24 protein-coding genes are annotated in these 23,576 nt (G+C 68.6%); 14 read left to right on the top strand and 10 right to left on the bottom strand.

Annotated features, from left to right (window positions below; all coding sequences use genetic code 11):
• Nucleotides 1-3: 3 nt before the first annotated feature.
• The gene (locus PX653_RS09620) at nt 4-3,120 is read right to left on the bottom strand and encodes a penicillin-binding transpeptidase domain-containing protein (RefSeq protein WP_277417669.1); all 3,117 of its coding nucleotides are present in this window, start codon (nt 3,118-3,120) and stop codon (nt 4-6) included.
• Nucleotides 3,121-3,345: 225 nt separating this feature from the next.
• On the opposite strand from PX653_RS09620, the gene PX653_RS09625 reads away from it, so the two are divergent.
• The 3 genes from PX653_RS09625 (at nt 3,346) to PX653_RS09635 (ending at nt 4,821) form a co-directional block, all read left to right on the top strand.
• Nucleotides 3,346-3,525 (top strand): hypothetical protein, encoded by a 180-nt coding sequence (locus PX653_RS09625; RefSeq protein ID WP_277417670.1) that lies wholly within the window; start codon nt 3,346-3,348, stop codon nt 3,523-3,525.
• A gap of 94 nt (nt 3,526-3,619) precedes the next feature.
• Nucleotides 3,620-4,231, top strand: a complete 612-nt coding sequence (locus PX653_RS09630) for a hypothetical protein (protein WP_277417671.1) — start codon at nt 3,620-3,622, stop codon at nt 4,229-4,231.
• Between the two features lie 98 nt (nt 4,232-4,329).
• Nucleotides 4,330-4,821: a ribonuclease HI family protein gene (locus tag PX653_RS09635; RefSeq protein ID WP_277417672.1), complete on the top strand. Its 492-nt coding sequence runs from the start codon at nt 4,330-4,332 to the stop codon at nt 4,819-4,821.
• 4 nt (nt 4,822-4,825) lie between these two features.
• On the opposite strand, the gene PX653_RS09640 is transcribed toward PX653_RS09635, so the two are convergent.
• Nucleotides 4,826-5,308, bottom strand: a complete 483-nt coding sequence (locus PX653_RS09640; protein WP_277417673.1) for a chemotaxis protein CheW — start codon at nt 5,306-5,308, stop codon at nt 4,826-4,828.
• Nucleotides 5,309-5,513: 205 nt separating this feature from the next.
• Here PX653_RS09640 and PX653_RS09645 point away from each other — a divergent pair, with 205 nt between their 5' ends.
• Nucleotides 5,514-6,176 carry an HD domain-containing protein gene (locus PX653_RS09645; protein ID WP_277417674.1) on the top strand — a complete coding sequence of 221 codons (663 nt, stop codon included), beginning with the start codon at nt 5,514-5,516 and terminating at the stop codon, nt 6,174-6,176.
• A 22-nt stretch (nt 6,177-6,198) separates the two neighbouring features.
• Nucleotides 6,199-7,458, top strand: coding sequence for an MFS transporter (locus PX653_RS09650; protein WP_277417675.1), 1,260 nt, complete (start codon nt 6,199-6,201; stop codon nt 7,456-7,458).
• 176 nt (nt 7,459-7,634) lie between these two features.
• Here PX653_RS09650 and PX653_RS09655 read toward each other — a convergent pair whose 3' ends face one another.
• Together PX653_RS09655 and PX653_RS09660 are read right to left on the bottom strand one after the other, a co-directional pair.
• Nucleotides 7,635-9,128, bottom strand: coding sequence for a CocE/NonD family hydrolase (locus tag PX653_RS09655; RefSeq protein ID WP_277418552.1), 1,494 nt, complete (start codon nt 9,126-9,128; stop codon nt 7,635-7,637).
• Nucleotides 9,125-9,535 carry a CocE/NonD family hydrolase gene (locus PX653_RS09660; protein WP_277417676.1) on the bottom strand — a complete coding sequence of 137 codons (411 nt, stop codon included), beginning with the start codon at nt 9,533-9,535 and terminating at the stop codon, nt 9,125-9,127. The genes PX653_RS09655 and PX653_RS09660 overlap by 4 nt, the downstream gene beginning before the upstream one ends.
• Nucleotides 9,536-9,684: 149 nt before the next feature.
• Between PX653_RS09660 and PX653_RS09665 the strand changes: the two genes are divergently transcribed.
• The 3 genes from PX653_RS09665 (at nt 9,685) to PX653_RS09675 (ending at nt 11,813) form a co-directional block, all read left to right on the top strand.
• Nucleotides 9,685-10,143 (top strand): thrombospondin type 3 repeat-containing protein, encoded by a 459-nt coding sequence (locus tag PX653_RS09665; protein WP_277417677.1) that lies wholly within the window; start codon nt 9,685-9,687, stop codon nt 10,141-10,143.
• A 227-nt stretch (nt 10,144-10,370) separates the two neighbouring features.
• Nucleotides 10,371-11,435, top strand: a complete 1,065-nt coding sequence (gene trpS, locus PX653_RS09670) for a tryptophan--tRNA ligase (RefSeq protein ID WP_277417678.1) — start codon at nt 10,371-10,373, stop codon at nt 11,433-11,435.
• Nucleotides 11,436-11,546: 111 nt separating this feature from the next.
• Nucleotides 11,547-11,813 (top strand): DUF1294 domain-containing protein, encoded by a 267-nt coding sequence (locus PX653_RS09675; protein WP_277417679.1) that lies wholly within the window; start codon nt 11,547-11,549, stop codon nt 11,811-11,813.
• Here PX653_RS09675 and PX653_RS09680 read toward each other — a convergent pair whose 3' ends face one another.
• Complete coding sequence (locus tag PX653_RS09680; protein WP_277417680.1) at nt 11,814-13,166, bottom strand: erythromycin esterase family protein; 1,353 nt, start codon at nt 13,164-13,166, stop codon at nt 11,814-11,816.
• 96 nt (nt 13,167-13,262) lie between these two features.
• On the opposite strand from PX653_RS09680, the gene PX653_RS09685 reads away from it, so the two are divergent.
• Entirely contained in the window at nt 13,263-14,204 is a 942-nt protein-coding gene (locus PX653_RS09685) for a DMT family transporter (RefSeq protein ID WP_277417681.1), read from the top strand.
• Here PX653_RS09685 and PX653_RS09690 read toward each other — a convergent pair.
• Together PX653_RS09690 and PX653_RS09695 are read right to left on the bottom strand one after the other, a co-directional pair.
• Entirely contained in the window at nt 14,201-14,839 is a 639-nt protein-coding gene (locus tag PX653_RS09690; RefSeq protein ID WP_307731056.1) for an FMN-binding negative transcriptional regulator, read from the bottom strand. The genes PX653_RS09685 and PX653_RS09690 overlap by 4 nt on opposite strands.
• Before the next feature lie 89 nt (nt 14,840-14,928).
• The gene (locus tag PX653_RS09695) at nt 14,929-15,537 is read right to left on the bottom strand and encodes an LON peptidase substrate-binding domain-containing protein (protein ID WP_277417682.1); all 609 of its coding nucleotides are present in this window, start codon (nt 15,535-15,537) and stop codon (nt 14,929-14,931) included.
• A 56-nt stretch (nt 15,538-15,593) separates the two neighbouring features.
• Between PX653_RS09695 and PX653_RS09700 the strand changes: the two genes are divergently transcribed.
• Complete coding sequence (locus tag PX653_RS09700; protein WP_277417683.1) at nt 15,594-15,755, top strand: hypothetical protein; 162 nt, start codon at nt 15,594-15,596, stop codon at nt 15,753-15,755.
• A gap of 737 nt (nt 15,756-16,492) precedes the next feature.
• On the opposite strand, the gene PX653_RS09705 is transcribed toward PX653_RS09700, so the two are convergent.
• Both PX653_RS09705 and PX653_RS09710 read right to left on the bottom strand, forming a co-directional pair.
• Nucleotides 16,493-16,789, bottom strand: a complete 297-nt coding sequence (locus tag PX653_RS09705; protein WP_277417684.1) for an H-NS histone family protein — start codon at nt 16,787-16,789, stop codon at nt 16,493-16,495.
• A gap of 358 nt (nt 16,790-17,147) precedes the next feature.
• A complete protein-coding gene (locus tag PX653_RS09710; protein ID WP_277417685.1) occupies nt 17,148-19,316 on the bottom strand; it encodes a TonB-dependent receptor plug domain-containing protein in 2,169 nt (722 codons plus the stop codon).
• 248 nt (nt 19,317-19,564) lie between these two features.
• Between PX653_RS09710 and asd the strand changes: the two genes are divergently transcribed.
• The gene (gene asd / locus PX653_RS09715) at nt 19,565-20,416 is read left to right on the top strand and encodes an archaetidylserine decarboxylase (RefSeq protein ID WP_277417686.1); all 852 of its coding nucleotides are present in this window, start codon (nt 19,565-19,567) and stop codon (nt 20,414-20,416) included.
• A gap of 55 nt (nt 20,417-20,471) precedes the next feature.
• Here asd and PX653_RS09720 read toward each other — a convergent pair whose 3' ends face one another.
• A complete protein-coding gene (locus PX653_RS09720) occupies nt 20,472-21,374 on the bottom strand; it encodes a LysR family transcriptional regulator (RefSeq protein ID WP_277417687.1) in 903 nt (300 codons plus the stop codon).
• A 127-nt stretch (nt 21,375-21,501) separates the two neighbouring features.
• Between PX653_RS09720 and PX653_RS09725 the strand changes: the two genes are divergently transcribed.
• The 3 genes from PX653_RS09725 to PX653_RS09735 are packed head-to-tail and all read left to right on the top strand — an operon-like array spanning nt 21,502 to nt 23,531.
• Nucleotides 21,502-22,095, top strand: coding sequence for an FMN-dependent NADH-azoreductase (locus tag PX653_RS09725; protein WP_277417688.1), 594 nt, complete (start codon nt 21,502-21,504; stop codon nt 22,093-22,095).
• Between the two features lie 20 nt (nt 22,096-22,115).
• Nucleotides 22,116-23,009: a pirin family protein gene (locus tag PX653_RS09730; RefSeq protein WP_277417689.1), complete on the top strand. Its 894-nt coding sequence runs from the start codon at nt 22,116-22,118 to the stop codon at nt 23,007-23,009.
• A gap of 54 nt (nt 23,010-23,063) precedes the next feature.
• Entirely contained in the window at nt 23,064-23,531 is a 468-nt protein-coding gene (locus PX653_RS09735; protein WP_277417690.1) for a hypothetical protein, read from the top strand.
• Nucleotides 23,532-23,576 lie beyond the last annotated feature (45 nt).

The following is a 23,576-nucleotide window of genomic DNA, read 5'->3' on the forward strand; positions in this document are numbered from 1 at the left end:
CCGTCATTGCCCGATTAACACGGCCATTTCCCCCTTTGTTCGGCGTTCCGCCAATGTCGCCAGCAGCGCGGCCACGACCGGCGCCGCGTGGTCGCCGCCGCCGGCCTCCGAGCGGCTGACGAAGACGGCGAACGCCAGCCGGTGCCGCTGGCCCGGCAGCGTGTCCGGCTCCAGCCAGCCGGTGAACCAGACGGTGGCGTCGTCCGCCACCGGTGCCGTGCCGGTCTTGCCGTACAGGCCCGCGCGCAGCGGCGCGCAGCCGGCGCAGCGGAAGGCCGTGGCCGCCGTGCCCCGCTCGACGACACCCTGCAGGCCGGCGCGGATGCGGTCGAGCCGCACGTCCAGCGGCTGCGCGGGCGCCTGCCGGGCGGCGCGGCCGTCCAGTTGCGCCAGCAGCCGCGGCGCCACCGTCGCGCCCTGGCCGATCGCGCCCGCCGCCAGCGCCATCTGCAGCGGCGTCGCCTGCATGCGCAGGCCGATGCTCATCTGGCGCAGTTCGTGGCGGCTGCTGATCGGGTCGATTCGCGCAGGCGTGGCCTGCAGGGCATCGTACTGGCGCCAGTCGACATCGGCCGGCAGCAGGCCGCCGTCCAGGCGCATCGGTTGCTCGAAGCCCAGCCGGCGCGCGGCGGCCAGGATGGGCCGCACGGCATCGAGGGCCCCGGGCTGCAGCGCCTGCGCGTCCGCGACGCCGCCGTCCGGCCGGCCGAGCAAGGTGGCATCGGACAGCTCGCCCGTCCAGGCGAACCACGTATTGAGGCTGTAGGTCAGCGCCTGGGCCAGTCCCAGCCGGCCGTCCTGGGCGCGGCCGGCCAGGCCCAGTTCGCGGTAGTTCGTCACGTGCACGTCGGCGTGGACGGGATAGGTGGCCGCCGCCGCCGCGAAATCGAAGCCCCGCTCGTGCGCCAGCGTGTCCAGCCGGGCCAACGGCACACCGCTCAGCAGCGCCTCCAGGCGGGGATCGGTGCGCGCGGCCATCTCCAGGCCCAGCGCGCTGACGATCTTGAAGGTGGAGCCGGGACTGCGCCGGGCGCCGCCGTCGTGCTGCAGGGCCGGCAGGCGCAACGGGCTGCGAGCCGGGTTGGCGCGGTCGAAGTCGCGCAGCTCGGCCCAGTTGGCGGTGTCCGCACGGCCCGTGCCGAAGCCCGCCGCGGCCAGGATGTCGCCGTTTTCGCTGTCGAGCAGGACGATGCCGGCCTCGCGACCGCGCGGGGGCGCCGTGCCGCCCGCGCAGCGGCGGCCGTCCCACGTGCCGCGCCGCATGCCGACGCACGCCAGCACGTCGTGGGCCAGCGCCTGCAGCGGCAGGTCCACCGTCAGCCGCGCACCCGTCGCGCCGGCACCGGCGCGCATCAGCTGGGCCGCGACACCGCTGTCCTGCTGCGGCCCCAGGCCGACCAGCGTGCCCAGGCCCGCCTGGATGGCGGCCGCTGTCGGCCGGCCGTCCGCCCACAGCGGTGTGCCGTGGCGGTCGGCGATGGTGACGGGCACGCCCGGCGCCGCCGCCGGCAGCGCTGCCGTCGGCCCGAGCGGCAACCACTCGATGCGACCGTCGGCCACGCGCAGATGGCGGTAGCGCCGCTCGCCGGGGCGCTCCAGCCGCGCCGTGGCAAGGGGCAGCGCGGCGACGACGACCGCGCGTGCGCCCGGTTGCGGGCGCAGCACCAGCTGCGTCACGTCGTCGCGGCTGCCGCACGCGCGCCCGTCGCAGGCGGGCAGGGTCTCGACGGTCGCACCCGTGACGGCGACGACCCGGCCGGCCAGCAGCAGGCGCACCCGCTCGGTGCCGCTGGCGGGACGGCCGGGCGTCCACGCCAGGCGCACCGCCTGGTCGCCGGCCGGCCAGCGCGCCACCCGCGACCACGGTTGCCAGCCTTGCGACAGCGTGTCGAACAGCCGGGCCGCGGCGGGCGGCAGCGTGCCGGTGACCGTCAACGGTCCGGCCGCGCCGCTGGCCTGCCACGTACTGGCGTCGCCGTCCGGCACGCGCCAGGCCAGCAGGCTGCGTTCGCTGTTGTACAACTCGACCTGGCGGCGCAGGTAGGCCCCGTCGGCCTGGCGGTACAGGCGGCGCAGCAGCTTGCGGCTGGCGGCATCGACCCGCACGCCAGCCCATTCCGGCAGCGCGGCGGCGCGCGCGGCCGGGGGCGCCTGCTGCCAGGCCGCGAGATCCGCCGGCGCCAGCGCAATGGCGCCGTGGCGGGACAGCCGCAACAGGCCAGCCTGCTGCAGCGCCGTGAACAGCGCGGCGTCTTCCAGCGCGGGCGGGGCCGCCGCCGGGACGCGGTAGTCGCCCGGCGCCAGCGTCACCGTCGTGCTGCCCTCCTTGCCGAAAGCCGTCACCACGGCCCGCTTGACATCATCGGCCGGCTGGTACAGGCGCAGCACCAGTTCGCCGGCTGCCGGACAGGCGGCGCTGGCGCGCCGCTCGACGTGCAGCGCGCCGCCGGGCCAGGCCAGCCAGCCCTGGCGCGTCAACTGCCCTGCGCCGCGCGGGCCGGCCACGACACCGTCGGCACCGCCCAGCCAGCGTGCCACCGTGGTGCCCTGCCAGGCCAGGCGCAGTGGTGTGCCGTCGAAATCGGCCGTCGCGTTGCCGCTGAGCTGTACTTGCGGCAGCCCGGCCTGTGCATCCACCAGCACGACATTGCGCCGCTCCGGTCCCGGCGCGCCGGCCCAGCGCCGCACGTCGCCGGCCTGGTAACCCAGCCGCAGTGGCACCAGCGCACCGGCGCGGCCGGGCGCGCGCAACTGCCGGCACAGGTCGATGCGCACGGGCGGCGCGGCGCGCATGCCGGCAGCGATCGCCAGCGCGCCCTGCCCTGGCAACAGCAGTTGCACGCCCGTTGCCGGCACGGTGAAGGCGGCGCCGGGAACGTAGGCCTGCAACGCGGTGACGGTATGCCACGGCTGCGGTATCGCATCGCCCAGCCTGCGCGCGTGGCCGGCAATCAGGGCGGCGCCGCCAGCGGCGAGCGCGACAAGGGCCAGCGGCAGGGCGAACGCCTGCCAGCCGGCGCGTGGTGCCGAGCGGCGCAGGTTGGCGGCGCGGCGCCAGGCCCGGCGGCGGGTTGCCAGGTCGGCCAGCAGGCGCTGCAGCGGGGCAAGGAATGGAGGCATGGTCGCGTCGGGGGCTATGGTGCCCGGACTTAGCGGGGGGCGCGGCAAACGCGGTGTTGCATTGCCGCCCGATACCGAATTGCAATGACATCGCGCAAGCCCCGCGGCGCCCGCTTCGGCACGATGGCAAGGCACTTTTGCCCTCTCGAAAGGAAATAGTATGAATATCGTGCGCAATGCGGAAGCGGTGTTTGTCGGCACCGTCGTCCTGGCCGTGCTGGTGGCGTGTGCCGCCCCTTCTACCGGGGCGAACGCCCCACCCGTGGCGAGGCGCAGGCGCAGGCGCAGCCGCGCCGCGTCAGCCAGTTGATCGCGGTCCCGGCGGTACCGGTCGTGATCGTGCGCGGCAAGCGGCCGAGCCATGATGGCCAGGCCGCCGCTGTGACAAACCCGCGCGATTTGTAAAAATCTGAATCAGGCGCAATGTTCTTCCGTGCGGCGCGATATAGTGGATTCATCGGGCAGCCAGCAGCGCGCCAAGAACCACGGAGAGAACATCATGATCAAGCCAACCATCCTTGCAGCGGCCCTCCTCGCCACCGGCACGGCCGCGTTCCTGCCGACGCAGGCAATGGCCCAGGTGGACGTCACCCTGATCATCGGCACCCCGCCGCCGCCGGTGCGCTACGAGGCCATCCCGTATGCCCGTGCCGGCCACGTGTGGGCGCCCGGCTACTGGGGCTGGGACGGCCGCCGCCACGTCTGGGTCGGCGGCAACTGGGTGCGCGAACGGGCCGGGTATGCGTATGTCGCGCCGCGCTGGGTCGAGCGCCATGGCGGCTGGGCCTACGAGGAAGCCCGCTGGAACCGGCGCAGCCCGCGTGGCGACATGGACCACGACGGCGTGCCGAACCGCTATGACCGCGACCGCGACGGTGACGGCGTACCGAACCGCTACGACCGCCACGACGGCCGCTACGACCGGGGCAACCGCTGGCACAGCGGCTGGGACCGCGGTCCGCAACGTGGCTGGGAACACAACGGCTGGCGCCACGGCGGCGGCCGCGACCAGGATCACGACGGCGTGCCGAACCGTTACGACCGCGATCGCGATGGCGACGGCGTGCCGAACCGGCATGACTACCGGCCGAGCAATCCCTATCGCAATTGAAGGCGCATGACGGCGACCGACGGCAAAGCAGTCGTCCTTATAAAAAGGGCCATCCGCGGATGGCCCTTTTTACGTACAATCGTCGCTTTGCCCCCAGCATGCCTGCCGCCGAACCCGCCGTCCTGTCCCGCAAGGCCGCCCTGCAAGCCCTCGCCGCCGCCGCCCGGCTCGCGCGCCGCGCCGTGCCGCCCGCGCCAGGCCAGTGGCAGGCCTGGTTCGACGGCTCCGCGACACCCAACCCGGGCCGCATCGGCGTGGGCGCGCTGTTGCTGGGGCCTGGCGGGGAACGGGTGGAAGTGAGCTTGCGCGCGGGCGAAGGCAGCAGCGCGGATGCGGAGTACCTGGCTCTGATCGCACTCCTGGAGGAAGCCGCCGCGCGCTCGCTGGCGCAGCTGGTGGTGTATGGCGACAGCCAGGTCGTGGTGCACGACATGCTGCTGCCGGCCGGCGCGGGCGCCGCCAGCCTCGCCCATCACCGGGCCGTGGCGCAGGCGCTGCTGGCGCGCATCGGCTGCGTCGCACTGCGCTGGGTGCCGCGCCATCGCAACGGCGCGGCGGACGCCTTGTCGCAACAGGCGCTGGCGTCCTGACCGGTCAGGCGGCGATCCGTTCGATCAGCCCCATCTCCTCGCTGGACATCATCCTGTCGATGTCCACCAGGATCAGCATGCGGTCCTCGACCGTCCCCAGGCCGACGATGTGTTCCGTGTTCAGGCTCGAACCCATGTCCGGCGCCGACTTGATCTGGTCCGGCGTCAGCGTTGTCACGTCCGACACCGCGTCGACCACCATGCCGACGACGCGCGTACCGATGTTCAGGATGATCACGACGGTGAAGGGGCCGTATTCGGGCGTGCCCAGCGCAAAGCGGATGCGCATGTCGAGGATCGGCACGATGATGCCGCGCAGGTTGATGACGCCCTTGACGAACTCCGGCGCGCTGGCGATGCGGGTCGGGCTCTCGTAGCTGCGGATCTCGCTGACCTTCTGGATGTCGATGCCGTACTCCTCCCTGCCCAGGGTGAAGGCAAGGAATTCGGAAGGCAAGGTGGAAGTGGTGGTTTCGGACTGGGACATGATCGGTAGTTCCTGAGGCGGGCCGGCGGCCGCATGTGGATGGCCAAATTGCTTAACAGACGAAATGTTACCGCAAGCCAAGACATTTGGCGACAAAAAATTCCACATGGAAACTTAACCACCGGGCTATCTTGCCGCGGAGGCACTGGCGGACGGTTGTTCATGGCACAATGCACGACCGCACCGACGCACAAGCTTATTACCGATGCCCCTGAACCCCTCCGAACTGTTGCATGCCTGGCAGCCCCGCCTGGAAGCGCTGGCCCGGGCCGCGAGCGGTGCCGACGATGGCGCCCACGACATCAACCACCTGCACCGCGTGTGGGGCAATGCGCGCCGGCTGCTGGCGGACCATCCGGAAGCCGACGCCCTCGTCGTGCTGGCGGCCTGCTACCTGCACGACCTCGTCAACCTGCCCAAGAACCATCCGGAGCGCCATCTGGCGTCGCGCCAGGCCGCGCAACTGGCACGCGCGCAGCTGGCCGAGCTGGCTTTCCCGGCCGCCCTGCTGCCCGGTGTCGCCCACGCCATCGCCACGCACAGCTTCTCGGCGGGCCTCGCGCCGGAAACCATCGAGGCCCGCATCGTGCAGGATGCCGACCGGCTCGATGCGCTGGGCGCGGTCGGCCTGGCGCGCATGTTCTACACGGCTGGGCGGATGGGCAGCGCACTGGCGCACGATACCGATCCGGCCGGCCTGCACCGTGCGCTGGACGACAAGGCGTATTCGCTCGACCACATCGCGGTCAAGCTGGCCACCTTGCCCGGCACGATGACCACGAGCGCCGGCCGCCGCCTCGGCGAAGCCCGCCTGCGCCAGCTGGACGCCTTCCGCGCCGAGTTCATCGCCGAATGGCGCGGTGACTGACCCCTACCCCACTGCGAAGACCATGAACGACTCTCGTCCCGACCCTGCCCTCGTCGCCGCCGCCTCGCCCGGCAGGCTTGGTTTTGTCCTCGTCTGCGTGTTCATCGACATGCTGGGCATCGGCTTGATCGTACCCGTGCTGCCGATCCTCGTGGGCGAATACGTGGGCACGCGCGAGGAGCAGACCCTGTGGTTCGGCATCCTCAGTGCCACCTTCGGCCTGATGCAGTTCATTTTCATGCCGATGCTGGGCGCGATCAGCGACCGCATCGGCCGCCGCCCCGTGCTGCTGTATTCGATGGCGGGCATGGGCCTGAATTTCCTGGCCACCGCGTGGGCGCCCAACCTTGCCTGCCTGTTCATCGGTCGCGTCATCGGCGGCATGTCGTCGGCCAGCATGTCGGTGGCGTCGGCCTACGCGTCGGACATTTCCACGCACGACAACCGGGCGAAGAGCTTCGGCAAGATCGGTGCCGCCTTTGGCCTGGGCTTCATCGCCGGGCCGATGCTGGGCGGTCTCCTGGGCGGCATCGACCTGCACCTGCCGTTCTATGTGGCGGCGGCCCTGTCGGCGGCGAACTTCGCCTACGGCTGGTTCTTCGTACCGGAATCGCTGCCGCACGCGCAGCGCGGCAAGTTCCGCCTGACCCGCGTCAATCCACTCGCCGGGCTGATCAAGCTGGCGCGGCGGCAGGAAATCCGCGGCCTCGTCATCGTCTATACGCTGATGACGCTGGCGCAGATGATGCTGCACTCGACCTGGGTGCTGTACACCAATTTCCGCTTCGGCTGGACGCCCAGCCAGAACGGCCTGGCGCTGTTCTGCGTGGGCGTGGCAGCCGCCGTCGTGCAGGCGGGCCTGCTGGGCGTATTCATCCGCAAGTTCGGCGAGGTGCGGCTGTCGCTGCTGGGGCTGACGTCGGGCGCGATCACGTACGTCCTGTATGGCCTGGCGACCGAAGGGTGGATGATGTACGTCTTCATCCTGTGCAACCTGCTGGCGTTCGCGGCCGGCCCCGCGCTGCAGGGCATCGTGTCGAAGTCCACGCCGGCCGCCGAACAGGGCGAGCTGATGGGTTCGCTGCAATCGATCGGCAGCGTGGGCGTCATCCTGATGCCGCTGGCGGGCGGCGTGCTGCTGGGCGAAGTGAGCCACCTGCCGCCGACCGACTGGCGCATCGGCGTCACCTTCTTCGTCAGCGCGGCAATGCAGGCCGTCGCCATCGTCGTCGCCCGCAAGTACTTCCGCGACCACCACATCCACCTGAAGCCGGCGCAATAACCCCCGCGGCCCACAACGGCCGGGCTCGTGTCCCACCGCGGGGTCAGTCACCTTTTCGGGACACGGCCTGGGCCGTTCGCGCGCATTACCGTCGGAGCCGCGTCGACTCAACGGCCGGGCTCGTGTCCCATTTTGGTGACTGACCCCGTGGTGGGACACGGGCTCTGCTGTATGGCCTACTGCGCTGCTGGCACCACCGGCAGCTCCACCGAGCTGGCCGTGCCTGGCGCGCGGTAGATACGTTGCGTGGCCTTGACGTAGTCGGCGGCCCTGGCGTGGAAAATGTTCGGCACGTAGCTTTGCGGATTGCGGTCGTACAGCGGGAACCAGCTGGACTGGACCTGCACCATCAGGCGGTGGCCCGGCTGGACCACGTGGTTCACGTTCGGCAGCGCGAAGCGGTAGCGCTCGACCTTGCCGGCGACGACGGGGGCCGGGCTCTCCAGGCTGTCGCGGTAGCGCCCGCGGAAGATGTCCATCGACAGCGGCAGCTGGTAGCCGCCCATGGCCGGCTGGTTCGGCATCTCGTCCGGATAGACGTCGATCACCTTGACGACCCAGTCCGCATCCGTGCCTGTCGTGGCGGCGAACAGGTTGACGACGGGCGCCCCGGACAGTTGCAGCGGGGCCGTCAACGGTGCCGAGACGTAGCTCAACACGTCCGGCCGGTCCGTCACGAAGCGCTGGTCGCGTACCAGCCACGGCTGCCAGACGTCTCGGTCGCCCATGCGCACGGGACGGGGCACGAACGGCACCGGCTTGGCCGGATCGGCGACGTATTCGTCGTAGCCAATGCCTGCGGCGGCGGGCTCCTTGAAGTCGAGCCGGAAGCCGTCCTGCAGGTAGGCCACCTGCGTCGGCGCGGCGAGAGGCCATTGGCGCAGCCGCTGCCAGCGGTTGGTGCCGGTCTGGTACGACAGCACGGGCGGCGTGTCCGCCACCGGGGCGCCGTCCTTCAGGTACTGGTCGAGGAACGGCTGCATCACGTCGCGGCGGAACTCCAGCGCCGTGTCGCCCGTGAACTTCAATGCACCCAGGCCGGAGCCGTCGTAATTGACGCCGCTGTGGCGCCATGGCCCGATCACCAGGTAATTGCGCCGGTTGTCCGTGTCCTGCGGTTCCAGCGCGGCGTAGACGGCATAGGCGCCGTAGATGTCCTCCTGGTCCCACTGCCCCACGACCGTCATCGTCGGCACGCGCAATTTGCGCGCACCCAGGATGCGGTCCAGCGCCTGGTGCTGCCAGTAGCTGTCGTAGGCCGGATGCTCGAACAGCTTTTTCGCGTACGTCAGCCGGTCCAGGCCGAACTGCTTCGCGTAGTCCGCCACCGAGCCGCCCCGCAGCACGCTGTCGTAGTCGTCGTAGACGCCCGTCGCCAGCTCGCTGCCGCTGCCGCGCGCCGTCGTCTGGCTGGCGAGGTAGTGCAGCGTGTTGACGCGGAAGGCGCCGTTGTGGAACCAGTCGTCGCCGCGCCAGCCGTCCACCATGGGGCTCATCGGCACCGCCACCTTCAGCGCGGGATGCGGATCGGCCAGCGCCATCAGCACCGTGAAGCCCTCGTAGGAGGAACCCAGCATGCCCACCTTGCCGTTGCTCTCCTTGACATTCTTGACCAGCCACTCGATGGTGTCCCACGCGTCCGTGGCGTGGTCCGTCTTCGTGTTGTTCAGGGGCCGCGCAGGGGCCGCGTCATCACGTAGTCGCCTTCCGAACCGAACTTGCCGCGCACGTCCTGGAACACGCGGATGTAGCCGGCCCGCACGACGGTCTCGTCGCCCTGCGGCAACGTGGCCAGCATCCGCGGGCTCTGGTGGCGGCCGGTGCGGCCGGCCGCGTTGTACGGCGTGCGCGTCAGCAGCATCGGCGCCCCTTGCGCACCTTTCGGAACGACGATGATCGTGTGCAGCTTGATGCCATCGCGCATCGGGATCATGACGACCCGCTTGACGTAGTCCGCGGCATCCGTCGGCGCCTCGAACCTGGCGCCGATATCGGGCGCCATCGGCGGCGTTTGCGCCCACGCGGACGCCGCCAGCAATGACGAAACCAGGGCAAGGATGCAAGGACGCAGGCGCATGGGGTCTCCAGTATGTTTTTAGAAACAAACATACTACCGTGCAGTTGCCATGAATGCAACGAAACAATTGCTTACAAGCTAAACGGTGCGGGCCACACTGCCGTTACATCTACTCGTCAAGATGGAACCATCCAACCAAGGAGCCCATCATGAAGAAACTGCTGATCGCCACCCTGCTTGCCGCCAGCGCCGCCGCAGCCGTGCCCCTGACCGCCGCAGCCGCCGTCATTGTCGTGCGCGAGGCGCCACCGGCGCCGCGCCATGAGCACGCGCCGGCTGCCCGCCACGGTTACGTCTGGACACCCGGCTACTGGCAATGGACGGGCCACCGCTACGCCTGGCACCAGGGCCAGTACGTGCGGGCCCGCTCGGGCTACCACTGGAACGCGCCGGCCTGGCAAGAGCGCGACGGCCGCTGGGAATTCGTGCGCGGTGCCTGGCGCCCGGGCGACCGCGATGGCGACGGCATCCCGAACCGGGCCGACCGGACCCCGAACGGCCGCGACCGTGACCGCGACGGCGTACCGAACCGTCATGACCGCGACCGCGATGGCGACGGGGTGCCGAACCGCCACGACGACCGTCCCGACAACCCGCGGCGTCACTGACTGGTGGCCGCCGCCCGGCCAGCGCTTGACAGGGCGGCGCCAACCTGTAAACATACCGGCATGAATTTCCGTCAATCCCATTACGCCGCCCGTTCCGCCACGCCCTGGTGGCGCCGCTCACAGCGCGCGGCCACTGCAAAGTGATGTGATTTCAATCTCAACGCCGCCCCTGCCAGGTGGCGTTTTTCATGGCGCGGCCGGCCGGGGCAACCGGACCGAATACCGCCATGACCGACCCGCAAGACACCACCGCATCCGCCGTCATCAGCGCCGCCGACGCGGCCAAAGCCACGACCCCCGCCGTCATCCTGACGGGTGACCGCCCCACCGGCCCCCTGCACCTGGGCCACTTCGTGGGCAGCCTGCGCAACCGCGTCGAGTACCAGCATCAGTACAAGCAGTACATCATGCTGGCCGACTCGCAGGCGCTGACCGACAATATGGACGACACCAACAAGGTGCACCGCAATGTCGTCGAGGTGGCGCTGGACTACCTGGCCGTCGGCATCGACCCCGCCAAGTCGACGATCCTGATCCAGTCGCAGATTCCCGAGCTGGCCGAGCTGACGTTCTATTACCTGAACATGGTCACGGTGGCACGCCTGGAGCGCAATCCGACGGTGAAGGCGGAGATCGTGCTGCGCGGCTTCGAGCGCGACATCCCGGCCGGCTTCCTGACCTACCCGGCCTCGCAGGCGGCCGATATCTCCGCGTTCAAGGCCTCCATCGTGCCGGTGGGCGAAGACCAGATCCCGATGATCGAGCAGACCAACGAGATCGTGCGTCGCTTCAACCGCCTGGCCAACAAGGACGTGCTGGTCGAGTGCAAGGCGCTGGTGCCGGAGATCGGGCGGCTGCCGGGTATCGACGGCAAGGCCAAGATGAGCAAGTCGCTCGGCAACACGATCAACCTGGGCGCTTCCGCCGACGAGATCACGGCCGCCGTCAAGAAGGTGTACACGGACCCGCTGCACCTGCGCGTGCAGGATCCCGGCCACCTGGAAGGCAATGTGGCGTTCATCTACCTGGACGCGTTCGATCCGGACAAGGCCGCGCTCGAAGAGATGAAGGCACACTACACGCGCGGCGGCCTGGGCGACTCGATCGTCAAGAAGCGCCTGGAGGCGGTGCTGCAGGAGATGCTGGGCCCGATCCGCGCACGCCGCGAGGAATTCGCCAGGGACAAGGGCTACGTCATGCAGCTGCTGAAGGAAGGCACCATGCGCGCGCGCGAGGTCGCTGCGCAGACGGCCGATGAGGTGAAGGGGGCGCTGGGGCTCTCGTACTTCTGATATCGCTTAGGGTCTGTCCCCGCAGGGGACTGACCCTGAAGTTAAGCAGCGTTTCGACGGCTTCAGCAAAACTTCGGGGTCAGTCCCCGTCGGCGACAGACCCTACCCTTCATGCTGAACTACTATCTCGCAGGGGCCGCGCTGCTGGCCGCCCTGAACCTCGTTACCTATGTCGCCTACGCCCGCGACAAGAGCGCCGCACGCACGGGCCGCCGCCGCACGCCGGAGAACACCCTGCTGCTGCTTGGCCTCATTGGCGGCTGGCCCGGCGCCTTGCTGGCCCAGCGCCGGCTGCGCCACAAGACGGCAAAGGCCTCGTTCCAGGTTCGCTTCTGGCTGACGGTGCTCGTCAACGTCGCCGCCCTCCTGCTGGTCTGATCACAGGCCGGAAGGATAGGTCTCCGGCACCTCGTCCATCTGCCACAGCGCCGAGCGCTCCAACGGCTGCAGCGCCGTGCTGCGGTCGACGTGGATCAGCGCATCGAATTGTTTCGCCGCATCCGCCCCGAAGTAATGGCTGTAGCGCTCCGTGTCGGGCCGGTAGATGACGCCGATGGCCCGCTCCAGCCGGCGCACTGGCAGGCGGGCCAGCGCGCTGTCGCGCCCTTTCAACGGCAGCAGGAACTGCGCCATGCCGCCGGCGGTCGCGACGTCGTGCAACAGCCGCTCCACGCTGTCCGGGCGTGACGCCACCACCCGCTTCAGTTCCGCCGGGCCGTCCCAGTCGGTGGCCGCCGTCACGGTACCCGTGTGCGTCGTGAAGCCCAGCAGGAACGTGTCTTCCGGCCGATAGCGTTCGCGCACCAGCTGGCCCAGGTTCAGCTGGCCGCCCTCGCCCATCTCCGTGGCGCGGGCATCGCCCAGGTGCGAGTTGTGCGCCCACACGACCACCTTGGCCGGCTTGCCGGTGCGCTGGGCGATGTGTTCGCGCAGCGCCTCCAGCGTTTCGGCCATGTGCGAGTCGCGCACGTTCCACGACTCGTCGCGGCTCTGGAACATCGAGCGGTAGTAGGTCTCCGCGTTGCGCGCCACGCGCGCATTCTGCTGCGCATAGAACAGTTCGTCCGGTACCTGGCCGCTCCCTCCTGCCAGGTGGGCATTGGCCTGGCGGGTCAACTCCATCAGCTGGCGCACCACTTCCCGCTCGCAGTCCTCCTTCATGCCGAACGTCGTCGCGTAGCCGTAGCGCTGCGGGTCTTCCGCCATGTGGTCGATGCAGGCGTAGCGCTGGCGCGCCCGCTCGGCCGCCTCGGGGTCGGCCTGCTGCAGGTACTCGACCACGGCCTGCATCGACTGCGCCAGGCTGTACAGGTCGAGACCGTAGAAGCCCACCCGGCGCGCGCTGCTGGCCACGTGGCCGTTGTGCACGCGCAGCCAGTTGACCAGCTCGACGATCTCCTGGTTGCGCCACATCCATTGCGGGAAGCGCTTGAAGCCGGCCAGCGCCCCTTCGGCCGTCATGTCGTCGCCGCCGTGCTGCACGTAGCGGCTGACGCGCAGCGCATCCGGCCAGTCCGCCTCGACGGCGATGGCGTCGAAGCCCTTCTCCACGATCAGTCGCTTGCTGATCTCCGCACGCATGCGGTAGAACTCGCGCGTACCGTGCGTCGCTTCGCCCAGCAGCACGATCGAGGCATCGCCGATCGTCTCCAGCACGGCATCGAAGCCGTCCGCATGGTCCAGCGGCCGCGCGTCCTGGCGCAGTGCCGCGATGATGTCCTTGTCTCCCATGGTGTCCTCCCGCTTCATTCGCATATCTACATGCGGCACACCTTAGCGCAAGCTGTGCGACACTGTCGCAGCTTTAACAACAGGAAAGTCGAAACGATGTGGCAAGGGGTGGCGTGCGGCCTGCTGGCGGGCGCACTGTGGGGCATGGTGTTCATCGTGCCGGAACTGCTGACGGCGTTCTCGCCGCTGGAACTGGCCGTCGGGCGCTATACCGCCTACGGCGCGATGGCCCTGGTGCTGCTGCTGCCGAAACTGGGCGGCATGGCCGCGCGGCTGGATCGCACCGATCTCGCCGCGCTGCTGCGCCACGCGCTGGCCGGCAATATCGTCTATTACATGCTGCTGGCACTGGGCGTGCGCCTCGCCGGCGTGGCGCCCACGTCGCTGATCATCGGCGTGCTGCCGATCGCCGTCACGCTGATGGGGCGCAAGGACCATGGCGCCGTGCCGCTGCGCGAGCTGGCGCTGCCGCTGCTGATCGTGGGCGCCGGCATCGCCTGCGTCAACGTCGACACGTTCCTGCACGCGCACGCGACCGGGCGGCCGTTGTGGCACACGCTGGCGGGCGTGCTGGCCGCCACCGGCGCGCTGGCATGCTGGAGCTGGTACGCGGTGGACAATGCGCGCTACCTGAAACGCAATCCGCACTTCAGCAGCGCCGAGTGGTCGGCTCTGTATGGGCTGATGTCGGGGTTGCTGGCGCTGGTCCTCGGCGCGCTGGCGTTCGCCGTCTGGCATGCCGACGTGACGGTCGCCGGCGCCGTCGCCTCCGGGCGCGACTGGGGCCGCTTCTGGCTGTTCAACGGGCTGCTGGCGCTGGGCGCCTCCGTCATCGGCAACCAGTTGTGGAACGTGGCGAGCCGGCGCGTGCCCGTCACGCTGTCCGGCCAGTTGATCCTGTTCGAGACCCTGTTCGCGCTGCTGTACGGCTTCGTCTGGCGCGCGCAGTGGCCGCGCCCGCTGGAGACGGCGGCCATCGCGCTGCTGGTGATTGGCGTGACGTGGTCGGTGCGCGCGCACGCGGCGCCGCCTGCCTAATCAGCGCCGACGCCGCGCACCAGCTGCGCCATCGCGTCTTCGCCGCGGGCAGCCAGGCCCGCCACGACACCGGCGCGGTCGGCGGCGCCGCGGTTCTGGCTGACCTTCCATTTGCCTTCGATGGTGTCGATGACCAGCTCGATGCCGACGATGGCCGGCAGCAGAGCGTCGACGAACGCCGGCGGGGCGTCCGCCACGGCCCACGGCTGGGGCAACCCGCCCTCCTGCGTGGCGGTCAGGTCGGTCAATTGCCGGCGCAGCCACGCCGCCTCCTCGACGATGCGCACGACGCCCCGCACTTGTACCGCGGCGTAGTTCCAGGTCGGCACCACCTTGTGGTGCTGCGCCTTCGAGGCATACCAGCCGGGGCTGACGTAAGCCTGCGGCCCCTGGAAGACGGCCAGGCACGATGCACCGTCGCGCAACGCCCGCCACAACGGATTGGCCCGCGCCACGTGCGCGCGCAGCGTGCCGCGCGAGCCATCGCCGGGGTACAGCAGGAACGGCACCAGGTCGGCGGTGATGCCGGCACCATCGCCAACGACCAGCGTGGCCAGGGGATGTGCAAGCATCAGGGCGTGCTGGACGTCGAGGCGGTCCTCGGTAAAGGCGGCGGGACAGTACATGGCAGGCATGGGTGACGTGGACAGGCTTGCAGTGTCGCACCCCGCCGTGGCGGCGGGCAAGAGCCACGGCGACGCACCGCCGTGGAGCCAGCAGGCCCTCAGTTCAGCAGGCCATTCTCCGTCAGCGCATCCTGCACCAGTTCCAGGCGCAGCACGGGATTTTCCTGCGCCAGCAGCAGCTCCTTCTGCACCATGTCCAGCTGCAGCAGCTCGCACCAGCGGTTGGCGACCCAGCCGCTGTCGTCCAGCCGGTACGGCGGGTGCATCGGCATCTGCGCGCCCGTCACGCCGCGCTGCTGCAGCGTGCGGATCAGCGACCCCAGGGCGTTGGCCACGTCCTGCTGGTCGTTCGGGATGGGGATCGCCAGGTCGTCCGGCAGCCGCGTGACCTCGGCCATCCAGAGACCGTGCGGCAGTTGCGTGGCCGCCTCGATGCGAAAGCGCTGCGTGCCCAGGCACGTGATCTGCATCAGGCCCGGCAACGGTGCCGTCCACTCGAGCACGCGCGCCAGCGTGCCGACGCTGCACAGCGCCTCGTGCTGGCCCGGCTTGCGCACTTCGTCGCCATGCGCCAGCGGCACGATGCCGAATTCCCCGCCATTGGCGATGCACTTGCGGATCATGTCCAGGTAGCGCACCTCGAACACCTGCAGCGCCAGGCGCCCGTCCGGAAACAGGATCGTGTTGAGCGGGAAAAGAGGGATCATGGCGGGCGGAATCATGGCGGCCATCATCGCATAACTTGCAAAGCCCTGCCGCCCGCATGGATGCCGCTCAGCGCACGATCGCCCCCCTCCTGCATGACGAAACGCACGGCCTGCAGCGCGGCCACGTCGGCGGTGGGGTCACCATCGACTGCGACCAGGTCGGCGCGCGCAGCAGCTTGCATGGACGCTGTCGACGGGCCGCCGCGCTGCCGCCATAGCCGTGCTCAACCCAAGGGCAGGAGCCGGGGTCGGACGTTGGAAAAGGGTGACTGGAAAAGGGTGACTGTCACCGATTTTGCTACGTGGACGTGTCGGATGCCCAGCGCAGCGCGTTCAGCTCTTCCTGGCTGAGGGTGCCATGCGCGGCGCCGTCCGGCCCCGTGCGGTAGTCGGCGTCCACCTTGATCCGGTCGGCGATGGCGCGCTTGATGGCGATGTCGGCATTATCGGGGCCATATAAAAAGAACCAGGACGGTTATGCACGATATGGGAAGAGTGTCGCCTGGGAGCGACAATAAGTGAATCGACGCTGGCCTGTATCAAAGACCATGACGGATACCGGCAGAATATCGCGACGCGGAACGGTGCCGGGCTAACGCGGCAAATGTGCGACAAATGCGCAGCGTAAGTACGCCAAACGCGGCAGCCGGACGATCCGCACCCGTCAAGCGCCAGGTGATTTCTGCATTGCGACGCCGCAGGGGCAAAAGCATAAACATCAGGTGAACAGGCGTGCAGCCGTGTTACCGTTGGTTGTGAAGCATTACCGTCTTATCGTCGCGTCCATCAAATGGCGTAGCGGGAAAGTCCGTATCTGCATCGCACCGGCCGGCTGCGCCGGCATTAATGCTGCAGGCGAACCGGATTTGAAGCGGGGCCCAATGCCTGCGCCAGGAATGGCAGCGCGGCAGCGCGGCCATTCCTGGCACGAGAGGTAGCATTGCTGCCTGCCGGATTACTGCTTGATCAGGAAATCTTCCTTCTTGCGGCCATCGAGCCACTTCGGGGCGCGACCGCGGCCGGTCCAGGTCTGGCCGGTGACGTCGTCACGGTATTTCATCGGTACTGGCGCGCGCGGCTTGACGGGCTTGGCAGCTTTGACGGCAGGGCCCAGGTCGGCCATCGTCAGGCCGTATTCGCGCATGATGCTGGCAATTTGTTCCTTGGCTTGCGCGATTTCGTTTTTGCGCGCCGTTTCGGCTGCTTTCTGCAATTCGGCAATCTTGGCCTGGTATTCCTGGTAGGTCGTCATCTCTTATCCTTCGTAGGTGTGAAACCGGGTAAAACCGGGGTGTGACAATCTGTGAGAATTGAATGTACCGCCAATTTACCATAAGATGCCGGACTAATTCCACATTTTATTTGTACAGTTTGCAACGGAACGTTTCGGCTAATAAAGCGGACCCGGTCGGATTAACTACCGGCAGCCGAACCGGCAGTCTTCCTTGAATGGCGACAAGACCGTGTCCTACCGGCGCGCGGTCCGGCCGAATGGATGTCGAAGGATGTCGATGGATGTGAATAGGCCGGGCTATTGACCCGGCCTATTGATGCCCGCCTGGCGCAGGCGCGCACGATCTCTCCGCGCCGCTGCGCGGGCAAGCGGTATTTTAGAAGCGCATTTCCAGCGTTACGCGTCCTTGCGGATAACCTGCGTAGGTGCCGGTGCGGCGGCGCACGCCGCTGGCATCGCGATACGCGTTATCGTAGAAATAATCCTGCCCCAGCACGTTCGACACGGCCATCCGCAGCTGGTATTGCGGCGTGAACTTCCACACCGCATACACGTCCAGATCGCGCCGGACGGACTGGTAGCCCGTCTGGTTCACATCGATCCGGACCGGTCCGCCGGTCTTGAACGCAAAGCTGGCACCCGTCGTCAGCTTGCTGTCGCGGCTTTTATAGTCGACGCCCAGCGTGGCCGACAGCGGCGTCTGCTGGCCCAGGCGATTGTCCGGCCCCGGCACGGCCTCGACGCGCGACCAGTTGCGGCTGACGCTGGCGCGGAGGTCGATGCCAGGCGCGTCCTTCATGACCGCGGACAGCGGGAATTTCGCTTCCAGCTCGACGCTGCGGGTAACGGCACTGCCGTCGTTGACGGGTGCCGAGACCCAGCGGCCATTGGGGTCCAGGAACAGGCCCTGGCGCATGTAGCCGCTGATGCGGCGCATCGACACAGCCGCACTGAGCAGCGCGTTCTCGGCCCAGTAATGCTCGAAGGAGGCATCGATGCCCGTCGCCAGCTCCGGCTGCAGGTCGGGATTGCCGCGCCGGTCCGGGTCGTTCTGGCTGTTGTTGGTGGCCGTGAAGCGGCGCGGGATCAGGCTGTTGGCGGCCGGTGCCTTGTAGGTGCGCGTCAGCGCCAGGCGCAGCTGGTCGCGGCTGTCGGGGATCTTGTACAGCGTCTGCGCCAGCGGGCTCCACACGCTGGTCTTCGTACGCACCTGGTCGAACGTGCTGCCTTCGCTGGTGGTGTCGATGCCCTCCCAGCGCACGCCCACGTACATCGACCAGCGCGGCGTCACGTTCCAGTCGTCCTGCACGTACAGCGCCAGGCGGCGGATCGACGCTTCGTAGCCTTCGTCCGAGTTGTCCGGCAATGCGCCCGGCAGCGCCGCGTCGCGTTCGACCCGCGTATCCTCGCGCCAGGAAGTACCGGCATCCCAGCCCATCGACAGCGCATGGTCCGGCACCAGCGGCGTCGAGTACTTGCCCTGCGTGGTGACGGCGCGCTCGCGCGTGCTGCTGCGGATCGCCGCGTCGCGCCACAGCGTGGCGCCATGGTAGTCCTGCTCTTCCCACAGGCCGCGCGAGCGCATCCAGTGGGTGCCCAGCTTGACGTCCAGCTTGCCGCCGCCGGCCAGCTTGGCGACCCAGTTGACGTCGCTGCGGCCGAACGTGTTGCGGGAGTCGTCCCGCATCGTGCGGTCGGTGGAACGGGGCGGCGTGCCGACCGGCGTGGCGATGGCTTCGATGCCGAGGTAGTCGGCTTGCTGGGTGTTGCCGTAGGTCTGCCAGGTAACCGTGTCGCCGTCCTTCAGCGTCCAGTTCAGGCGGGCGTTCAACGCCACCCCTTGCGGGCTGCCGCGGTCGTGCTGGCGCGACTGGCGCAGCTCGACCACGCGGCCGTCCGGCGCCGTGCGGGTGTCTTCGGTGGGCGTCTGGCGGTCGTAGCGGTAGCGCCATGCGTTGGCCGTCAGCGAATAGCTGAGTGCGCCCAGCTTGTCGGACAGCTGCAGGTTCGCGAAGGGATTGCTGGCATCGGCGCTCTTGCCGGCGCCCACCTTCAGCTCGCGCTGGGCCGACTTGACGGCTTTCTTCAGCACGATGTTGATGGTGCCGGCGATTGACTGCGTGGAGAACTCCGCGCTGGCCGCCCGCACGATCTCGATGCGCTCGATCGAGTCGGGCGCCAGCGTATCGATCGAGAAGCCGGTCGGGGCGCGCTCGCCGTTCAGCAGAATCTGGGTATAGCCGCTGCCCAGGCCGCGCATGCGGATGTCGTTGCCGCCCCGCCCGCCGCCGCCAACCGTGATGCCGGGCAGGCGTTTCAGCACGTCGCTGACGGACGTGTCGCCGTAACGCACGATCTCCTCGTTCGACACGACGATCTTGCTGGCGGTATCGTCGCGGCGCGGGTCGTAGGCCGCCGTGGAGCCCTTGATCTCGACTTTCTGGATCTTTTCCGGCTCGGGCTCGGCCCCGGCCTTGGCCTCCGCCTTGGCCTTGACCGGTGTTTTCGGTGGCGGCGACTCCTCGGCGGCCGGGTTGGCACTCACGGTTTGGGCATGCAGGGGAGCGGCCGTGCAAAGGGCTGCCGCGATGGCGGCGGCGACTGCGCGTGGGCGCAGTGTTACAGGGAGGGACATGGAAGGTTCTGGCGATTAGTAATTTTGCAAGATGCAGAATTGTAAGATGTTTTCCAAGAGAATTGTTAGCCCGACAGAAATATTTCTCGCATGCGCATGGCGCGCCAGCATTGTCGGCGCGGCTATAATGCGCTCTTGATCATGTCAGGGATTCCATCGTGTCCGACCGTCTTGCCGTACTGCCCCAATACCTGCTCCCGAAAGGCGCACTGACCAATTTCGCCGGCCGCGTGGCGGGGGCCAAGGGCGGCGCCATGACAACCCGCCTGATCCGCTGGTTCGTCGGCAAGTACGACGTCAACATGGACGAGGCGGAAAACGCCGACATCGCCAGCTACCACAGCTTCAACGAGTTCTTCACGCGCGCACTGAAACCGGGCGTGCGCCCGCTGGCGGAGGCGGACTTCGTCTGCCCCGTCGACGGCCGCATCAGCCAGTTCGGCGCCATCGAGGACGACCAGATCTTCCAGGCCAAGGGCCACAAGTTCACGACGACGGCACTGGTGGGCGGGGACGGCACGCTGGCGGAGCAGTTCCGCCACGGCAGCTTCGCCAACCTGTACCTGTCGCCGCGCGACTACCACCGCATCCACATGCCCTGCGACGGCAAGCTGACGCGCATGATCTACGTGCCCGGCGACCTGTTTTCCGTCAACCCGACGACGGCGCGCGGGATCCCCGGCCTGTTTGCCCGCAACGAGCGCGTCGTGTGCGTGTTCGACACCGCGTCCGGTCCGTTCGTGATGACGCTGGTGGGCGCGACGATCGTGGGCAGCATGGCCACCGTGTGGCACGGCGTGGTCAACCCGCCGCGCCAGCCCACCTTGTGCGAATGGACGTACCACGACCGCGACATCGTGCTGAAGAAAGGCGAGGAACTGGGCCGCTTCCTGCTGGGCTCGACCGTCGTCATGCTGTTCCCGAAAGACGCGTTGACGTTCAACCCGCACTGGCAACCCGCCGGCGCCGTCCGGCTGGGCGAGATGATGGCGAACGTGCAGAAACGGTGACTGTCACCGTTTTTGCAGGTGTTGCCTCAAAACCCGGGTCTGTCCCGGGTTTTTTTCAGGCGAGCGTGGCCTTGTAGTGCGCTTCCAGCATGTCGAGGAACACCCGGGTCTTGGCCGGCATCAGCCGGCGGCCCGGGAATACCGCCCAGCCCGTGACGGCCGGGAAGGCCCAGTCCGGCAACACTTTCACCAGGCTGCCGTTGCGCAGCAGCGCCGCCACGGAGCGGTCGGTGCAGCTGGCGATGCCGGCACCCGCCGCTGCCATCCGCGCCAGCAACTCGGGCGAATTGCCCGTCAGCCGCACCGGCAGCTCGCGCTCCCAGGTCGTCTTCTCGCGCAGCAGTTTCCATCGCACCAACCCCGACTGCACCGCACCCAGCCCCAGCAGGGCGTGACGGAACAACTCGTCCGGATGCTCCGGCAAGCCGTGCGCGGCCGTATAGCCGGGCGCCGCGTACAGCGACCACGTGCTGTGGACGACGGGCCGGGCCGCCAGCGTCGCGTCGTCCGGCAGCGCGCCCATCCGCACCGCCAGGTCGAATCCTTCCGCCACCAGATCAACGCGGCGCGGCGACAGGTCCAGCTGCAGCGAGATCGCCGGATAGCGCGCCAGGAAGTCGGGCAGCACGCCGGCCATCGCCTCGTTGGCGAAGTCGGCCGGCATCGAGACCTTCAGGTGCCCGCTCGGCGCCTGCTGCCGGTGCTGCGCCAATGCGCCGGCAGCGGCCGTCTCTTCGGCGACCTTGCGGGCGTGCTCCAGCAGGCTGGCGCCGAACTCGGTCAACACCAGGCGGCGCGTCGTCCGTTGCAGCAACCGCTCGCCCACGGCCCCCTCCAGCAATGCCAGCCGGCGCGACACGGTGGACTTTGGCAATCCCAGTCGCTGGGCCGCCTGGCTCAAACTGCCGCACTCGACAATGCGTGCAAACAACAGCAGATCGGATGGGTCGATGTCCATGGCGCTCCTTCAATTGTTCCATCAATGGTTCATTGATATACATTTTAACGGCTTCTTTCGCGTGAGTGGAACAGGTAAAGTCACTCCATCGCAGCACACACAACGAACCCAAGACAAGGAGCACACCATGAACATCCTGCAAATCAATTCCAGCGCCCGCAGCACCGGTTCCGAATCGACCCGCCTGGCCGACGAGATCGTCGCCCGCCTCGCCGCCGGCACCGACGTTACGATCGTCCGCCGCGACCTGGCCGCCCAGCCCCATCCGGTGCTGGACGAGGCCGCCCTGCAGGCCCTGTTCACGCCGGCCGACCAGCGCACTGCGGCCCAGGCCGCCCGCGTGGCGCTGGACGACGCGCTGATCGCCCAGGCGCAGGCGGCCGACGTCATCGTCATCGGCGCACCCATGTACAACTTCGGCATCACCGTCCAGCTCAAGAGCTGGTTCGACGCCATCGCCCGTGCCGGCGTGACGTTCCGCTACACGGCAGCGGGACCGGAAGGCCTGCTGAAAGGCAAGAAGGTGATTGTCGCCGTCACCCGCGGCGGCCTGCACAAGGGCGGCCCGACCGATACCCAACTGCCGCACCTGCGCACGTTCCTGTCGTTCGTCGGCCTGGACGACGTGCAGTTCGTGTTCTCGGAAGGCCACGGCATGGGGCCGGACGCCGTGGCCCGGGCCCGCGCCGAGGCCCAGCAGCAGATCGCCGCACTGGCGTAATCCACCTACAGGAGAACAGCATGACCACTATCGACAGCCACAGCATCGTCCAGCACCCCCGTGCCGTGGAAAGGGTCATCGCGGGCCAATCCGTGATGGACGGCGCCGGCGTCAAGATCAACCGCGTGCTGACGCAACCGCTGCAGCGTCGGCTCGACCCGTTCCTGATGCTGGACAATTTCGGCTCGGACGAAGCCAGCGACTACCTTGCCGGCTTCCCGAGCCACCCCCACCGGGGCTTCGAGACGGTGACGTACATGCTCGAAGGCCGCATGCGCCATCGCGACAGCGCCGGCAACGAAGGCCTGCTGGAGAACGGCGGCGTGCAGTGGATGACGGCCGGGCGCGGCGTGATCCATTCCGAGATGCCGGAACAGCAGGAAGGCCGCATGGAAGGCTTCCAGCTGTGGTTGAACCTGCCGGCGAAGGACAAGATGCGTGCGCCGTGGTACCGCGACTTCAAGGCCGCCGAGGTGCCGGCCTTCACCACGCCGGCCGGGGCCGCCGTGCGCGTCATTGCCGGCAGCAGCCACGGCGTGGCGGGCGCCGTGCAGCGCGATGGTACGGAGCCGCTGTACCTGGATGTGGCGCTGCCGCCGGGCGCCACTTTCAGCCAGGCGCTGCCGGCTGGCCACAATGCCTTCCTGTACCCGTACCGGGGCAGCGTGACGACGGGTGCGCGGCAGGTGGCCACGCGCACGATGGCGATCTTCGCCAACGATCCGGCCGCCGACGGCGTCACGGTAACCGCGGCTGGCCACGAGCCGGCCCGCTTCATCCTGATCGCGGGGCGCCCGCTGCAGGAGCCGATCGCGCAGTACGGCCCGTTCGTCATGAACACGCAACAGCAATTGCAGCAGGCGGTGGAGGATTTCCGGGCCGGACGGTTAGGCGAGGAAGCCCACGCCGGCTGAGCGGGACAGCGGCCGCCCCTCCCGGGGTGGCCGCCGGCACGCTAGAATGCGCGGATGACCAGTCCCCTCCTGCACCTGCTGAAACGGTTGAGCCGAGCGCTCGGGCTCGACACGGCCGACAGTTTTCCCCCGGGCCACCGCTATGCCCGCACCCGCTGGAATGCGGCATATTTCGACATCGCCTCGAACGTCAGTCCCGATGAGATGGAGCGTCGCATCTGCGACGCCATCGCCAATACGCCGCTCGTGTTCGGCCACGTCGTCAATCCCACGCCGCGCATGCAACGCACCTTGCTGGGCCTGCTGGAGCAGCGCCTCCGGCTGGGCCACCGCCGCGAGGCGGCGCAACTGGCCGCCCTGCTGCTGCGGGCCTACGGCAGCCGCGACATCCAGGAAGCGATACCCGGCCTGCGCGCGGCGATCGCGGCCAGTGCGCACCTAGACGCGAACGAACGCATCGCGGCCGTACTGGACTTCCTGGGCGGCTCGGATGCGCCGTTCGACGTCATCGAAATGCGCTGAGCCACGCCTCGACTGCAGCCTTGCAAGTGTAACGAAAAGACAACG

This window comes from Pseudoduganella chitinolytica (genome assembly GCF_029028125.1).
Lineage (GTDB): Bacteria > Pseudomonadota > Gammaproteobacteria > Burkholderiales > Burkholderiaceae_D > Rugamonas > Rugamonas chitinolytica.

Excerpts from the sequence above, each read along its gene's own strand:
- PX653_RS09620 (WP_277417669.1), bottom strand. The coding sequence starts at position 3,120 with ATGCCTCCATTCCTTGCCCCGCTGCAGCGCCTGCTGGCCGACCTGGCA.
- PX653_RS09630 (WP_277417671.1), top strand. The coding sequence starts at position 3,620 with ATGATCAAGCCAACCATCCTTGCAGCGGCCCTCCTCGCCACCGGCACG.
- PX653_RS09635 (WP_277417672.1), top strand. The coding sequence starts at position 4,330 with ATGCCTGCCGCCGAACCCGCCGTCCTGTCCCGCAAGGCCGCCCTGCAA.
- PX653_RS09640 (WP_277417673.1), bottom strand. The coding sequence starts at position 5,308 with ATGTCCCAGTCCGAAACCACCACTTCCACCTTGCCTTCCGAATTCCTT.
- PX653_RS09645 (WP_277417674.1), top strand. The coding sequence starts at position 5,514 with ATGCCCCTGAACCCCTCCGAACTGTTGCATGCCTGGCAGCCCCGCCTG.
- PX653_RS09650 (WP_277417675.1), top strand. The coding sequence starts at position 6,199 with ATGAACGACTCTCGTCCCGACCCTGCCCTCGTCGCCGCCGCCTCGCCC.
- PX653_RS09660 (WP_277417676.1), bottom strand. The coding sequence starts at position 9,535 with ATGCGCCTGCGTCCTTGCATCCTTGCCCTGGTTTCGTCATTGCTGGCG.
- PX653_RS09665 (WP_277417677.1), top strand. The coding sequence starts at position 9,685 with ATGAAGAAACTGCTGATCGCCACCCTGCTTGCCGCCAGCGCCGCCGCA.
- trpS (WP_277417678.1), top strand. The coding sequence starts at position 10,371 with ATGACCGACCCGCAAGACACCACCGCATCCGCCGTCATCAGCGCCGCC.
- PX653_RS09675 (WP_277417679.1), top strand. The coding sequence starts at position 11,547 with ATGCTGAACTACTATCTCGCAGGGGCCGCGCTGCTGGCCGCCCTGAAC.
- PX653_RS09680 (WP_277417680.1), bottom strand. The coding sequence starts at position 13,166 with ATGGGAGACAAGGACATCATCGCGGCACTGCGCCAGGACGCGCGGCCG.
- PX653_RS09685 (WP_277417681.1), top strand. The coding sequence starts at position 13,263 with ATGTGGCAAGGGGTGGCGTGCGGCCTGCTGGCGGGCGCACTGTGGGGC.
- PX653_RS09690 (WP_307731056.1), bottom strand. The coding sequence starts at position 14,839 with ATGCCTGCCATGTACTGTCCCGCCGCCTTTACCGAGGACCGCCTCGAC.
- PX653_RS09695 (WP_277417682.1), bottom strand. The coding sequence starts at position 15,537 with ATGATCCCTCTTTTCCCGCTCAACACGATCCTGTTTCCGGACGGGCGC.
- PX653_RS09700 (WP_277417683.1), top strand. The coding sequence starts at position 15,594 with ATGGATGCCGCTCAGCGCACGATCGCCCCCCTCCTGCATGACGAAACG.
- PX653_RS09705 (WP_277417684.1), bottom strand. The coding sequence starts at position 16,789 with ATGACGACCTACCAGGAATACCAGGCCAAGATTGCCGAATTGCAGAAA.
- PX653_RS09720 (WP_277417687.1), bottom strand. The coding sequence starts at position 21,374 with ATGGACATCGACCCATCCGATCTGCTGTTGTTTGCACGCATTGTCGAG.
- PX653_RS09725 (WP_277417688.1), top strand. The coding sequence starts at position 21,502 with ATGAACATCCTGCAAATCAATTCCAGCGCCCGCAGCACCGGTTCCGAA.
- PX653_RS09730 (WP_277417689.1), top strand. The coding sequence starts at position 22,116 with ATGACCACTATCGACAGCCACAGCATCGTCCAGCACCCCCGTGCCGTG.
- PX653_RS09735 (WP_277417690.1), top strand. The coding sequence starts at position 23,064 with ATGACCAGTCCCCTCCTGCACCTGCTGAAACGGTTGAGCCGAGCGCTC.